The organism is Izhakiella australiensis (genome assembly GCF_002006995.1).
Taxonomy (GTDB): domain Bacteria; phylum Pseudomonadota; class Gammaproteobacteria; order Enterobacterales; family Enterobacteriaceae; genus Izhakiella; species Izhakiella australiensis.
Window position 1 is genome coordinate 93,083 of sequence record NZ_MRUL01000005.1, and the last position, 13,177, is coordinate 106,259.

The window sequence follows — 13,177 nt, forward strand, 5'->3', positions numbered from 1 at the left end:
GGTTAATGGTTTTTGTTACAGGTAAGAATCACCGGGTGTCAAAATGAAAGAACAGGAAAAAGAAGAGATTAAGCGCCTCAGCGACCGTTTGGATGCGCTAAATCGTAAAGAACCAACGCTGCTCAGCGCCGGAGACAGTGAAAAATTAGGCGAACTGCTGGCAGAAAAAGACAAGCTCGAAGCTGAGATTGAGCGCCTGCGTAGCCTGCGCGAGCAGAAGCTGAGTAAAGAAGCGCTGAAATTAAAGAAAATGACCTTCAGCCGCGCAATAACCCGCAAAGAGCAGGCGAACATGGGCGCCCTGAAGAAATCGGTCAAAGGACTGGTGGTTGTTCATCCCATGACGGCGCTGGGACGGGAAATGGAACTGACCGAGATGACCGGTTTCGCTAACAGCAAATTTTAATCCTCGCCTCCGGCAAGCCTGGCTGTCAGGCTTGCTTACTTTCTCTGCATTGCCCTTACGTCTGCCTCCGATACGCCATGCGATAACCATTACTTTTCCTCGTTATCCATGAGTAAACGTCGCGGTAAATAAATTTACAGTCAAAAATATCGCATTTTTTCAGCCACGACTCCCCCCGTTTTTTTTGCGGTATATTAACTACAAGCTCTTAGATAAGGGCTTGCGTTATACCTTTCTTGAAGGAAACGTCTGGCTAATAGCCACCAAAGAACAACATCAGGATAATCTTGCCGCGCAGAGCATCGCGCCCAGAGATGGCTAACAGGGAAGTAAAAAATGAAGAAAAATCTCTCGGTACTTATATGTGACGACGATCGTTTTTACGCCTCAGGCTTACAGACACTTATATCTGAGTGGGCCAGCGGGCGTAAACTCAATGCTAATTTCGCCGATCAGTTTCAGCTACGCGCCCGTAGCGAAATCATCTTTATTACCCAAAGCGAACTGACGCCTTATCGCCTGCACGCATTGCGCATGGAAATGCCCGCCTTCCGTCGCCACGTATTTATCATTCAGCAACAGGAAAACAGCAGCCCGGACGAGGTCGCCTCTCTGCAGGAAAACGTCGTCACGATATCGCGTCATACTCAGCCTGCCGTTATTAAGCAGTATCTGGACGCGGCGCTGGATCTGCTGCAAAGCGTCGCCAACACTTCTCCGCTTAATGCCGCGGCTCTCTCTGTCAGCTCCCCGCTGACATTTCGCGAAACCCAGATATTGCGCTTTCTGGCCCGCGGCATCAGCCACGCAACGGTAGCGCGCTACTTACAAATTAGTGAGAAAACCGTCAGCACCCATAAACGCAACATTATGACCAAGCTCAATATCAGTCGCACCACCGAGTTGAACTACTGGTTGATTGATGAAGGCTTTTTCCGTCCCCCGCCGTCATTTACCGCCCTTGCGAGTAATAGAAACGTAACTAATACCTAGATTTTCAGGAAGATGGATATGAAATCCCCTTGGTGTCTCATATTGGCTCTGCTGGTGAGCGGTTCACTGGCAGGTTGTCAGGGTATGTTTCGCAGTCACCCTGTAAAAAAAACGATTGAGGCGCCACCGGCAAAAGTGGCCACAATGCCCTCATCACCCGGTGCTGACAACCTGCGGCCTTTGGCGCCGCATTCGTCAGAACCGGCAACCTCTGAGACGACAACTGACAGCCAGAGCAAAAGCAGTGAAACCCTTAACCTGGAACGCTGCAAGGCTCAGCTTGAAGCGCTGAAAACCCTGGCGCCAAACCAATATCCACGTCTTAATAACGCGTTCCGCTTCATTATGAACGGGGCGGCAAAATATGCTTCAATTCGCTCGGAAACCTCTGCCGAAACGCAGGATACCATTGATGCGCTGTATCATTATCGCTCAAACCTGATCTGCGCGCAGATTGGCCAGACGATGATGAACACCCTTAGCCTGCATGGAGCTATGCCGTAATGCGGGGAGCGCTTTATCTTAGTATCGCTGCCAGCCTGAGCCTTACCCAACTGCCGCTAGCGGCAAAAGCAGATTCAGCAGTACCGCCGCTACTCCGCTTCGCTGAGCGGTATACGGCGGAGCATCCACCGGGCCATTCAAAGCAAGCAACGCATCGCGCGTCGGCGCCAAAAAAGTCGTCCGTACAAAAATCCCCCAAAAGCGTCAGTCAGAATCAGGCCGCCTTGCAGGACGGCCGACGTCTGCAGCAGCAGGCCGATGAAATAAACGCCTTAAAGCAGGCGCTGGAAAAAGCCCAGAAAAATCCGCAACCCAGTGAAAAAATTGACCTGTCGGCAATTGCTACCGCCGTGCAGAAGCTGCGTCAGCTTTCCGGCATTACCAGCGGAGAGAGTCAGACCCGGCAACAAATTGAGGCGCTTTCGCAGCAGCTGGCGCAAAGCCAGCAGCGCACCAGCGAGCTGGTGGTAAAATATAACCAGCTGCTGAAGCAACGCCATGCGCTAAAAAAACATATAAAACAGGTTCGCCAGCAATTAGAGCAGCAGCGCGCGCAAAAACCCGCACGCCAGGCACAAGCAGAACAATTAAAAACGCTACAGCAGCAGCTGGCTAAGGCCCAGGCCGACGCGGAATCGGCGCAATCCGCCCGCCAGCAGCAGGATAAGGCATTAAAAAAGGTTCAGGAGCAGCTCAGCCAGACCCGTAGCCAGCTGGAGCAACTACGCGCTGCCAGGCAGCCATCAGCGAAGCAGGACGCGGCGGAAATCGCCCTGATGCGTAAACAGCTTGATGAGGTAAACCAACAGCTTATCCACGCCCGTGATGATGCCTATGCCGGACAGCAGAAGGCCGCCGAGGCGCTAAAAGCGACGCGGGAGCAGCTGCAAAAACAGCTGGATGCAGCAAACCAGCAGCTGGAGCGCACGCGGAAAAACGCCGACACCGGCCAGCAAAAATCAGAGCTGGCGTTAAAAAACGCGCAGGAGCAGCTTAAAGCACAGCTTAATACGGCAAACGTCAAGCTGGACGGGCTGCAAAAGCAGTTGAAGCTGAGCCGCAAGGACGCTGAATCAGCAGTGGCGGAGCGCCAGAAGACGGCGGAGGCGTTAAAGGCAGCCAGCGCCAGGCTCAGCCTGTTACAAAATCAGCTCGAACTGCTGCGGGCGGCAGGCGCCGGCAGTAGTGAAAACAGCCACAGTGGTCAGCAGTCGCCGGACGAATCCCACGGGCTGCAAAAGCGCCTGAATGAGGCACAGGCTAAAGTCGCCGACTTGCAAAATCGGCTTAACGCCGTACCGCTCAAAAACTTACCGGTTTTAAATCCGCAAATTTTAAAAAATCCTACCGTTCGCCAGGGCTATGCCATTGGTATTTCGCTCGGTGCTGAAATTTTGCTATTGCAGGAAAAGCATCAGGCGGCAGGCAATAAGGTCGATAAGAATCTTATCCTGGCGGGTATTATCGATGCCTTCAATCATCAACCAAAGATCGACGAAAAAAGCTTTACCAAAGCGCTGGAAGCGGCAAATGAAGCAAATGCCGTGCAGCTGCCAGCGAAAACGCGTTCACAACAAGCAGCAGCACCATCACCGCCGCCGCCAGGTTTTAAACCAACCATCCGCAAGCAGGATCGCGGCTTTCTTGACGCCTACCGTAAGCGAAAAGGCGTTAAGAAATCACCTTATGGATTCTGGTATGAAGTGCTTAAACCGGGAATTAAACCGCTGAAACCCAGTGATACCGTTGCTATCGTAGTTGAAGAGAGCCTGACTAACGGTAGGGTTATCAACGATATGGAAAAAACCAGGCAGATGCTGAGTGAAAAGATGAGCGCCTATCCGCCACTATTTCAGGAAGCGCTGTCGAAACTTCGCAGCCAGGGTGAAATGAATTTAGTGGTGCCGCCGGAGCTGGCATACGGTAAAAAAGGCGTACCGCCTAAGATCCCACCTGATGCGACGATGGTCTATCATATACGCATCGCTGCCGTCTGGCCGGAAGGAAAAGCGCCCAAACAATTAAAGCGCTAATGCGATCCATTATTATTTAACCAAAAAAACCATCTTTATTAAGATGGTTTTTTTGATCAGTGTTTCAGGCCTGGACTGTCAGTGCGTTTCCAGTAAAGGTGTTTCGTATGCTTTCCCTTCACGGAGTGAATCAATCCTTTCTCCTGCAATAGTAAAAGGATATGCCGCGTTGAATAAATGCTCAGGCTACAGCGATCGGCAATATCACGCGTGCTGGGAAATGAGAATAAATCAGCAGGAGAATTATCGGGTGAGTCCATCATCTCTTCAATAACCTGCAAAACCTCAACTATCGTGGCCAGCCTTTTGCTACTGCGAACATTAAATCTGTCCATGTTATTACTCCTGGTTGCGCTCCAGCTGTCCATAGCAGAGTTGCGGAATATATCCGCAGCTCCGTTAACTTGATTGCTAAAAAAATTGAAAAACAAATATGCCAGAATATGAGTAAACAACAAAGCTGCACAGCCAATTAATATTGTTGCCATTAAAGTTATGGCATGTTTTTTTGTTAAATAATGTACAGACCAATCAAGATTAAGATATTAACCACAACGCATTATGGTTAATAAAAAAATAATAAAATTAACAACAGAAAAATAAGAAAGAACCAAAAAGGCAACACCACCCCGCTTGCAAACAAAAAAATAAAATTAAGATATACAACAAATCAAAACAAAACCTGGCTTTGTTTGATTTACGCGAATAAGCGAAAAATAAACCCGCCCTGGTGCAAAAACATCTTGTTAATAAATACAACGTCTTGAGAATTAAATTATTAATCTGGCGTATACGGGAATAAAAAAGCCGGCAAACTGATGTTTGCCGGCCTCTGCTTCTGGCTTCGAAAGCGGGTTTATTTTGCTGAAGCGAAACGGCTTGCAGCTTCGTCCCAGTTAACCACGTTCCAGAACGCTTTGATGTAGTCAGGACGTTTATTCTGATATTTCAGATAGTAAGCGTGTTCCCACACGTCCAGAGCGATAATCGGAAATCCGGAAGCGCCGCTGACTGTTTCGCCCATCAGCGGGCTGTCCTGGTTAGCGGTAGAGACAACTGCCAGCTTATCGCCTTTTTTCACCAGCCATGCCCAGCCGGAACCAAAACGGGTGGTGGCTGCTTTCTCAAAATCTTCTTTGAATTTTTCTACGCTGCCGAAATCTTTCTCAATGGCAGCTTTCAGCGGCCCCTGTAGCGTGGTGCCGGTTTTCAGGCCTTTCCAGAACAGGCTGTGGTTTGCATGACCGCCAGCGTTGTTACGTAGGGCGGTTTTCTTGTCAGCAGGAACCTGTTCCAGCTTGGCGATCAGCTCTTCAACCGGCAGGTTTGCGAATTCGGTACCTTCCAGCGCGGCATTGGCGTTGTTGACGTAGGTCTGATGGTGTTTGGTGTGGTGAATTTCCATCGTCTGCTTGTCAAAATGCGGTTCCAGTGCATCGTAGGCGTAAGGCAGGGATGGCAGTGAATAGCTCATGTTTCATCTCCATTTTATAGGTAAGCGTGAAGGTCAGCCTGCTGTCCTTCACCGCGTAAGCAGTGAGATCATTATAGTTAAATTCAACAACCGGGAAAGGTATATCAATGCGTTACAATCTCTCAGTCGATGCGATTTCCGAACAAACACGGTTTTTTTCTGCAAAAAAGGAGGTCGCCGACGCTATCCACCGGGCAGCCAACAGCGATAAAACCACGTTGCAGGCGCCAGCCGCAAAATCATGCAGCCTCCTGATTATCAGCAATGAAATACTCACCGCACGCCGCCGATAAACAGCACAAAGATCCACATAGTAACCGACATGCTGGCACTCAAACCGCCGATGCCGTTACCGTGGTTTAAGAATCATCTGCATTTTCCAGCAACGTTACTGACGTGTTATCGGGTTTATACCGAAAGCAGCTGGTTCTGACCCAGCATAATCAGCGTAAGCGCTGCGGATGGGAATAGACGGTTGCACGCCCCGGCTGGCTAAAGCCGACCAGCGTCAGGTTACTGCGCTCGGCAACCTCAACGGCCAGACTGGTTGCGGCGGAAACGGCAAACAGGATCTCCACGCCGCACATCGCCGCCTTCTGCACCATTTCATAGCTGGCGCGACTGGAGATCAGCGCCGCTCCCGCCTGCCATTCCGGTCGATGACTGCGCGCCCCAAGCAGCTTATCCAACGCCACATGGCGACCAATGTCTTCGAACCCGGCGGCTAGCTGGCCATCAGGCATTAACCAGGCGGCGGCATGTGTGCATCCGGTTATTTTTCCCACCGGCTGGCAGGCCTTTAACTGCGACAGCGCCGCATCAAGCAGCGACAGCGCAAAAGATTGTGTAAATGGCAACGGCTCAATGGGCTTGCCAACTTCAGCCAGCTGCTCCACGCCACATACGCCACAACCGGTACGCCCTTCCATCGAACGACGGCGCGCTTTTAGCGCCATAAAGCGGCGGCTGGACAGTTCAATTTGAACCTCAATACCCTGACCCGCGTTGACGATATCAATGCCATAGATATCCTGCGGCGTAGAGATAATCCCTTCTGAAAGCGAGAAGCCTACAGCCAGATGCTGGAGATCGCCGGGGGTTGCCATCATCACCACATGAGAAATCCCGTTATAGACCAGCGCAACCGGCACCTCCTGCGCCAGCCAGTCGACGGCAGGCTCACTCAACGCTGAACGTGACCAGACCGGCTTAGCGATCGCCCCAGCGGTGGTGGAGGTAACCTCACCAGGATATTGTTTTTCAGCGCCCAACGATGCCACCCTTTTTCTCAACCCGACAATTCATATGATAATTCTTTAACTTTATAGCATGGCTAAACGGTTTTATTTTGGCGCGCCGCGACCTTCGACGCAACGTCAGCAGCAAACTGCTGATTGCCGCTCTCCGTTTTACGCCAGCAGCCTTTACCCCCGATACTTTCTCCGGCAATCGCCTCGTATTAAGCGCTATGTTATGAAGTGGGCAAAAAATAGCCATAAAATGGCCCGTCATAAGGAATTCGTCATTCACGGACGCTATAATTTGCGGCAGAAATGTGTATTCAAGGCTTCGAATATCCGTTTACTCTTGCAGCTGGTTAGCGGTCAGTTATCTGGCGTCTGCGGTTTAGCGACGCATGTTCAATACTGCGGATCCACGCCGCACGACCAGCGCATTCGGTGTCGGAAATTACGACAGCAACGCTCACCTGACCAACAGGAAAACGTCTCTGATGAGTATTCGGATCATCCCACTGGACGCGCTGGAGAAGAGCGATAAGATAACGGAGGAGACGATTCCACCGTTACTTTTTCCCCGGCTTAAAAATCTCTACAGCCGCAGGGCGGCACGACTGCGCCAGCTGGCAGATAAAAACCCGCTGGGTGATTATCTGCGCTTCGCCGCTAAAATCGCCCAGGCGCAGGAGATCGTACTTTACGACCATCCGCTGCATATAGATTTGCACTCGCGCCTCAAGCAGGCCGCGAGCATTGGCAAACCCCCGCTTGATATCCATAGCCTGCCACGTGGCGATCACTGGCAGCGGCTGCTGCACTCATTAATCGCCGAGCTGAAACCGGAAATGACCGGTCAGGCGCTGGCGGTGCTGGAAAATCTTGAAAAATCATCCGCCAGCGAGCTGGAATCGATGGCCGATGCGCTGTTCGCGCAGGAGTTCGCCCGGCTCAACAGCGATAAAGCGCCCTTTATCTGGGCAGCCCTTTCCGTTTACTGGGCGCAAATGGCAGCGCATATTCCCGGCAAAGCACGCGCCACATTCGGTGAACATCGCCAGTTTTGTCCGGTCTGCGCCAGTATGCCGGTAGCAAGCGTGGTGCATATGGCAACTCAGCGCGAGGATTTACGCTATCTGCACTGCAATCTGTGTGAAAGCGAATGGTACGTGGAGCCCGCGAAATGCACTAACTGCGAGCAAACCATCGATATGCATTACTGGGCGCTGGAGAGCGAAAAAAGCGCGATAAAAGCGGAAAGCTGCGGCGACTGCGGCACCTACCTGAAAATGCTCTATCAGGAAAAAGATCCCGCGCTGGAACCGGTTGCCGATGATCTGGCTTCACTGGTGCTGGATGCGCGTATGGAGCAGGAAGGATTTGCCCGCAGCAGTCTGAATCCGTTTTTGTTTCCCGGTGAATAAGCTTAGCGGCGACGACTGCTCCCTGGGGGAACGAAGTCGTCGTCTGTAAGACTAAAAAGTTACCTTGAGATAGCAATGAAAAGAAACCTCGTAGAGTTATTCTCACAACGTTCTCCCCGACCCATTCTGATAAAAATATGGGCTTATTTCCCCGCTTCTGCAGAAGATATCCGGTCACTATTTTCAACGACCCTGACCTTGTCCCTTACCAGCTGATAGCCTTTGTACCTAATTTCTTCACATAGCGTATACAGCTTCATGTTGAGAGAGATCGAAAGAATCGATCTAGCATCCGGGTCCATGATGTTCTTGTTTTTATTCAGAAAACCATATACTTTACTGATCCTGCTATACCGCTCCTCAAAGTCTGAGTAATCATCCGGGCTTGTACTTTTGAGAAAATTAAAATTATCGATACAGGTGTTATTAGAAGAAGGGATCGCATTCCAATATTTTGTGGGTTTTTTATTCGCTTCTCCAATCGATGATGGATAGCGAGACTTAACCGCACTTGCTGTACGTTGAGCATTTGGTTCAGTATCAATCCCGTCAGAGGAAATAAGTGAACAACCGGTTAAAGATAAAAAAATTAAAATTATCAAATTATATCTGACTACCACCACCCTAAACCTCCGTATTCTGAATGGCAGAAACCCACAGAGGCTCAACCATTATCACTGACACCCGAAAAATTAAAATGCCACAGGCAAGCTTACTCGCCTTGCAGCAGAATCTGGCGAACTTTCATATCAGGGTAATTTTTGGCAAGCTGATTTTTTACATTAAAGAATGAAATACAGGATTATTAAGCTGCCATCTGAAGCAAAAAGTAATCATTAACACAACAAAAAAGTCACCGATTGAAATCGATAGAGATATAGTAGGGATAAACCGGAACGCAGAGCAATAGGAAGTGAGTTCCGCACAGGAAATATAAACGCAACTTCATAATAAAAAATTAACAACTTGATTAATGGTCAAAAAACCTCCATCAAAGCCAGATAACTTCACATCATTTTATATCAAACAGTACAGCCAGAGTCAGAATTTTTTCACCGGAAGGAGTATGACCATGCAGTGGTTATGTGTTGTAAAATCCACTTTTAACGGATTTTAGCGGTATCGATCATGATAAATCGGTCTCTGAATGCGCCTAATAAAGAAGATAATATGAAGTGTATTATAATCATTGTACTTTTCCCTTCAGAGACATAAAAACAGATGAGATTAGACATAACAATATGATAAATAAAACATAAAAAGTTATTAAAATAGATTAATTTTGAAAAAATACAGAGTATTAATCTGAAAGCAACCCAGAAAATATTAAAATTAATTAATGCAGTACGCTTTACAGCTAACAGCCAATCAATACCAAATATTGAATGAGATTAAGTTGTTTATTTTTGAATTGCTAATAACGATCGATTCATACAATTTAATTGTTTTAATCTATTTAACTTTTTTTATTTTTTAATGTAGTGTAACACTTGTTTATGTAGGATATATAACTATAGATATTCCCATGGGCTTAACCAATTTTTTTAATGGTGAACTATTATGTTGATATTTTTCTTAAAGGAAATGGCAATGGAATGCATGGCACCCTCTCGTAACAAATCGCAAAAGCAGACTAAATTAAATAACGATTATAATCAGTCATTACGCATGGATACCACCCTTATTTCTGAGGGAGAGTGTACATGTTTTTGATAATGTCACGATAATTATCATTAATGGCTCTGCTATAAAAACCATACTCTGATCAAACGCTGAGCAGGACGGTAATGTCTTTTACATACTACAACCTGAAATCATGGCGTTAAATAAATATTTTAACGGCTACTTACTGCTTTCCAGAAAAGCATCATTTTTTTGGTTTTACAACTAACAAGCTTGTTGTAATAATCAAATTTATATTTAGTAAAACAACAATGAGATGAATCTTATGATAGTCAGAATAAATAATGAAGTAGAGTATGATAAGGATAAAAAAATGCTTAAATCTGACTTTACCAGTTACGACATAAGTACTCCGGCATCATACTGCCTGACCCTATTGATAGAGAAGAGAGATAAGCTGGTTAGCCATGAAGAGTTGTATGAATATGCATGGCGGCGCTTTGGTATGGAGGTCACGGCAAATACGCTCTATCAAAATATATCAGAGCTAAGAAAAGCCTTAAAATCCTGTGGCGTTCATGAAAAGCTAATCCAAACGATACCACGCAGGGGATTTACGCTTTTATCCGATGACCAGCCGGATCCTACAAAAAATGAAGATGATAAAGAAACATCCCAGATAATAACCCGCACAAAGAAATTGTTATCAACTTGTTCAGATAAAGGTGTGTGGAGTAAATTAAGCTACATTTTATTGCTAATGATAATTGTTAACATATTACTTACATTATCATTATTCATAACCTGATTTAAAATCAATGTCATCTATTAAATAATAAAGATTACAATCATCCATACATATTAAGTATGAAGAAAGCATTTATTAACTTTACTCAGAAACATCCCTGGATATGTTACTTAACTGTATCAATCGAGTGGACATTAGCATACGGCTATTACGCTTTCATTTTTATAAAATGGTGGATATTATCTATTAATTAAAAAAATGAAAAATAATGCTGCGAAATCCATTTGTATTTCGCAGCATTAACTGCATAAAGGCGCTATAGTAAATTAGCTCTGTCAGTCTCAACTTCGTAGAGCGCTTTAAGGGCTAAATCAATAGGATGTGGATGCCAGTTTATCAAAGCATGTATTTCGAAATTGATGATACCATTGGATGATGGTGACTGTCTGTTCCCTGAACAGTTAATGACTATAGAGTCAGGAATGAGTCTGGGTTCAAACCTGATAAGCGCGTTACGCACTTTTATTTCTAATGAGTTCCAATTACGAGATGAGGCATACCCACCGATTAGTGGTGAGATACCATAATTCAATGTCGATGCCATGACTTCATTATGACGTGTAGCATCAAGGCTACCTTCAATATTGGTAGTGTTAAGCAACTCAGCGATACTACGTTGGACGACAGCCCGCATTGTGCGGGCATCAAAATGGTACTTATTCCATTCTTCAGTTTGTACTCTTGGCTCATCATCCAGCAATCGCTCCAGTAGTCCTGGAGGAAATGGATTATTTCTCATTGCTGATTACCATGCTCGCTGAATGTGAGTTTACCCATTTCAAAAAGCGAGTATTCCCCCCGGTTACTTATCCATGTCTTTCTTCCAAGCCCTATGTAGCGACCGCCTTTCTGCCGTTGCCACTCGGTTTTAGAACCAATCTTTAGACTTTGCTCACTGGTAATAGTAAGTGGGTATCGAGCCGGCAAGTAACCTTTCCATGTTTGTCCTTCAATCACTATTTCAGCTGGCGCCCAGACGAGATCACTTATGCTCTGAGGCTCATTAACCTGGAGGGACTGTATGGTAGCGAAAGGAACCCAGCGGTAAGCACCAGCACTGATAAATTCGCACACAGGCCCCAGACGGTCATCGCCATCGGCCAACCATTCAAACTCGCCAATGGCTGAGCTATAACCCGGTTGAGCGCTGGCCACTTCAATACACTGACCGCGAACCGACTCCCCCTCAATGAACTGGCCTGCGGCATATAGTGCATTTGCTCTCTGTAAATTTTTAATCCAGTCCGGCTGCTGTTTTCCTGGTGATCCTGCCGCCCTCTCACCTGAAAGCACAGATTCGCGCATGCGCTCACTGTAAATCAAATTCTTATAGAGTTCGCATTGCTGCTGTACCTCGGGTTCAATCTTCATAAGTATTACCAGCTGCTGCAGAGCAGCATCCCAATTACTTTGAAGGCAATAAATTTTGAATAATGTCAGACGGCATTCAACATCATCTGGATTTTTTTTCACAGCATCAATTGATTGGATTATCATTTTTTCAAATTCAGATGCTTCCGCGCTGATGGTTACTTTTTCTGTGTTCATATAATTCCTTTAAATCTAAAGGTGGCTATCCAGCCCCAATTTATAAAGCTCGCGATACAGTAATTCTGGCATCGAGTGTTTTTCAATTCTGCTCATATTATCGGGCGCTAACGCTGTTAACAAATCAGGTGGTTGCTCTTCTGGCTCTTCTGGCTGATTTATTGACATGATTTCGTCAATGACACGATTAATAAGGTGTTCATTATCAAAAATACATTCTGTGATGGTTTTATCTTTTACACTGTCTGTGACGCTATCCAAAAACTCATCACGCTCAGGTAAATAATTTTCGTCCTTTTCTTCATTTTCATAATCCTCCTGACTATTCCGCCCCCATAGTAAGAAGTATTTATATTCATACGCCAGCTTTTTCAGCACATCATCCTGATGTGCTGCCGATTCGTCCCAGGGTATATAGTGCCCCCCGTGCGATAAAAACTCATCTAATTCAGGCAGATCTTTATGATCTCCGATAATATCCGGACTGAGGATGGGTTTATCTTCATCTGGCATAGTGACGCTTAATCTGAATGTTCCGGCCTGAACCATTACGCCACTTTGTAAAGTAATAACGTTATCCGGCCGCTGAATATGTCCATTAATCAAGCAAACATGCTCATGACAATGATTTTTCATCATCAGCGCAGTGTCCGTCCAGTAGAAGCAGAGAAAATCCTCCCCTGGCGTAGGGGTATTCAGGCTGGCTCCGGCTTTACTTAAAATAAAGTACAGCGCGTTGCCTTCCTTATTATTCCCCCCATCGACAGAGAAGGATGGCAGGTCTGGCGGCCAGTTGATAGTTAGTAGAATTATATTAGCCGATAAAAACATTACCGGAACCGCATGTTATAGCTGCGCCACATCCGGTTGCATCCCCCAAACGTGCAGCTGGCTGCTCATTAATAAATACCGTTCCTGATCCACAGGCAATACTTGCGGCACCGTGCAACAAAGCACAGGTTGCTACGCTGACTCCTGCAATTGCAGCGGGTTGGCTATTAATAAATACATTACCAGACCCACTGACAATCGCGCCCCCATGACTGCTGGCGTCTCCCAATCTTGCTGCAGGTTGCATGTTTAATCCTCCCTAATAAATGTCAACATCGGCCAGGTTGAAACCCGGCAT

The 13,177-nt window shown here is 46.6% G+C and carries 14 protein-coding genes; 6 read left to right on the forward strand and 8 right to left on the reverse strand.

Annotated features, from left to right (window positions below; translation table 11 throughout):
* The first annotated feature begins 43 nt into the window (after positions 1-43).
* From BTJ39_RS09730 to BTJ39_RS09745, 4 genes are all read left to right on the forward strand, one after another.
* Positions 44-406: a YibL family ribosome-associated protein gene (locus BTJ39_RS09730; protein ID WP_078002494.1), complete on the forward strand. Its 363-nt coding sequence runs from the start codon at positions 44-46 to the stop codon at positions 404-406.
* Positions 407-742: 336 nt separating this feature from the next.
* Positions 743-1,399 (forward strand): helix-turn-helix transcriptional regulator, encoded by a 657-nt coding sequence (locus tag BTJ39_RS09735; protein ID WP_078002495.1) that lies wholly within the window; start codon positions 743-745, stop codon positions 1,397-1,399.
* An 18-nt stretch (positions 1,400-1,417) separates the two neighbouring features.
* Positions 1,418-1,903, forward strand: coding sequence for a hypothetical protein (locus BTJ39_RS09740; RefSeq protein WP_139356334.1), 486 nt, complete (start codon positions 1,418-1,420; stop codon positions 1,901-1,903).
* Positions 1,903-3,936: an FKBP-type peptidyl-prolyl cis-trans isomerase gene (locus tag BTJ39_RS09745; RefSeq protein ID WP_078002497.1), complete on the forward strand. Its 2,034-nt coding sequence runs from the start codon at positions 1,903-1,905 to the stop codon at positions 3,934-3,936. Before BTJ39_RS09740 ends, BTJ39_RS09745 begins: the two co-directional genes overlap by 1 nt.
* A gap of 56 nt (positions 3,937-3,992) precedes the next feature.
* On the opposite strand, the gene BTJ39_RS24845 is transcribed toward BTJ39_RS09745, so the two are convergent.
* From BTJ39_RS24845 to fdhD, 3 genes are all read right to left on the reverse strand, one after another.
* Positions 3,993-4,271: a FaeA/PapI family transcriptional regulator gene (locus BTJ39_RS24845; RefSeq protein ID WP_078002498.1), complete on the reverse strand. Its 279-nt coding sequence runs from the start codon at positions 4,269-4,271 to the stop codon at positions 3,993-3,995.
* Between the two features lie 521 nt (positions 4,272-4,792).
* On the reverse strand, positions 4,793-5,410 hold the full coding sequence (sodA, locus tag BTJ39_RS09755) for a superoxide dismutase [Mn] (protein ID WP_078002499.1): 618 nt from the start codon (positions 5,408-5,410) through the stop codon (positions 4,793-4,795).
* 443 nt (positions 5,411-5,853) lie between these two features.
* Entirely contained in the window at positions 5,854-6,681 is an 828-nt protein-coding gene (fdhD, locus tag BTJ39_RS09765) for a formate dehydrogenase accessory sulfurtransferase FdhD (RefSeq protein WP_078002501.1), read from the reverse strand.
* A 461-nt stretch (positions 6,682-7,142) separates the two neighbouring features.
* Between fdhD and fdhE the strand changes: the two genes are divergently transcribed.
* Positions 7,143-8,069, forward strand: a complete 927-nt coding sequence (gene fdhE, locus BTJ39_RS09770; protein ID WP_078002502.1) for a formate dehydrogenase accessory protein FdhE — start codon at positions 7,143-7,145, stop codon at positions 8,067-8,069.
* A gap of 143 nt (positions 8,070-8,212) precedes the next feature.
* Here the strand turns inward: fdhE and BTJ39_RS09775 are convergent, their stop codons facing one another.
* The gene (locus BTJ39_RS09775) at positions 8,213-8,692 is read right to left on the reverse strand and encodes a hypothetical protein (protein WP_078002503.1); all 480 of its coding nucleotides are present in this window, start codon (positions 8,690-8,692) and stop codon (positions 8,213-8,215) included.
* 1,325 nt (positions 8,693-10,017) lie between these two features.
* Here BTJ39_RS09775 and BTJ39_RS09780 point away from each other — a divergent pair.
* Complete coding sequence (locus BTJ39_RS09780; RefSeq protein WP_096777714.1) at positions 10,018-10,500, forward strand: winged helix-turn-helix domain-containing protein; 483 nt, start codon at positions 10,018-10,020, stop codon at positions 10,498-10,500.
* Positions 10,501-10,756: 256 nt separating this feature from the next.
* On the opposite strand, the gene BTJ39_RS09785 is transcribed toward BTJ39_RS09780, so the two are convergent.
* The 4 genes from BTJ39_RS09785 to BTJ39_RS09800 are packed head-to-tail and all read right to left on the reverse strand — an operon-like array spanning position 10,757 to position 13,126.
* Positions 10,757-11,239: a type VI secretion system baseplate subunit TssE gene (locus BTJ39_RS09785; protein ID WP_078002505.1), complete on the reverse strand. Its 483-nt coding sequence runs from the start codon at positions 11,237-11,239 to the stop codon at positions 10,757-10,759.
* Positions 11,236-12,048 (reverse strand): type VI secretion system accessory protein TagJ, encoded by an 813-nt coding sequence (locus tag BTJ39_RS09790; RefSeq protein WP_078002506.1) that lies wholly within the window; start codon positions 12,046-12,048, stop codon positions 11,236-11,238. Before BTJ39_RS09790 ends, BTJ39_RS09785 begins: the two co-directional genes overlap by 4 nt.
* A gap of 15 nt (positions 12,049-12,063) precedes the next feature.
* Positions 12,064-12,879: a TagK domain-containing protein gene (locus BTJ39_RS09795; protein WP_078002507.1), complete on the reverse strand. Its 816-nt coding sequence runs from the start codon at positions 12,877-12,879 to the stop codon at positions 12,064-12,066.
* Positions 12,863-13,126: a PAAR domain-containing protein gene (locus BTJ39_RS09800; RefSeq protein WP_078002508.1), complete on the reverse strand. Its 264-nt coding sequence runs from the start codon at positions 13,124-13,126 to the stop codon at positions 12,863-12,865. Before BTJ39_RS09800 ends, BTJ39_RS09795 begins: the two co-directional genes overlap by 17 nt.
* Positions 13,127-13,177 lie beyond the last annotated feature (51 nt).

What these genes read in the sequence shown, in the direction of transcription:
- BTJ39_RS09795 (WP_078002507.1), bottom strand. Translation starts at nt 12,879, where the DNA reads ATGTTTTTATCGGCTAATATAATTCTACTAACTATCAACTGGCCGCCA.
- BTJ39_RS09800 (WP_078002508.1), bottom strand. Translation starts at nt 13,126, where the DNA reads ATGCAACCTGCAGCAAGATTGGGAGACGCCAGCAGTCATGGGGGCGCG.
- fdhE (WP_078002502.1), top strand. Translation starts at nt 7,143, where the DNA reads ATGAGTATTCGGATCATCCCACTGGACGCGCTGGAGAAGAGCGATAAG.
- sodA (WP_078002499.1), bottom strand. Translation starts at nt 5,410, where the DNA reads ATGAGCTATTCACTGCCATCCCTGCCTTACGCCTACGATGCACTGGAA.
- BTJ39_RS09745 (WP_078002497.1), top strand. Translation starts at nt 1,903, where the DNA reads ATGCGGGGAGCGCTTTATCTTAGTATCGCTGCCAGCCTGAGCCTTACC.
- BTJ39_RS09785 (WP_078002505.1), bottom strand. Translation starts at nt 11,239, where the DNA reads ATGAGAAATAATCCATTTCCTCCAGGACTACTGGAGCGATTGCTGGAT.
- BTJ39_RS09730 (WP_078002494.1), top strand. Translation starts at nt 44, where the DNA reads ATGAAAGAACAGGAAAAAGAAGAGATTAAGCGCCTCAGCGACCGTTTG.
- BTJ39_RS09740 (WP_139356334.1), top strand. Translation starts at nt 1,418, where the DNA reads ATGAAATCCCCTTGGTGTCTCATATTGGCTCTGCTGGTGAGCGGTTCA.
- BTJ39_RS24845 (WP_078002498.1), bottom strand. Translation starts at nt 4,271, where the DNA reads ATGGACAGATTTAATGTTCGCAGTAGCAAAAGGCTGGCCACGATAGTT.
- BTJ39_RS09735 (WP_078002495.1), top strand. Translation starts at nt 743, where the DNA reads ATGAAGAAAAATCTCTCGGTACTTATATGTGACGACGATCGTTTTTAC.
- BTJ39_RS09780 (WP_096777714.1), top strand. Translation starts at nt 10,018, where the DNA reads ATGATAGTCAGAATAAATAATGAAGTAGAGTATGATAAGGATAAAAAA.
- BTJ39_RS09790 (WP_078002506.1), bottom strand. Translation starts at nt 12,048, where the DNA reads ATGAACACAGAAAAAGTAACCATCAGCGCGGAAGCATCTGAATTTGAA.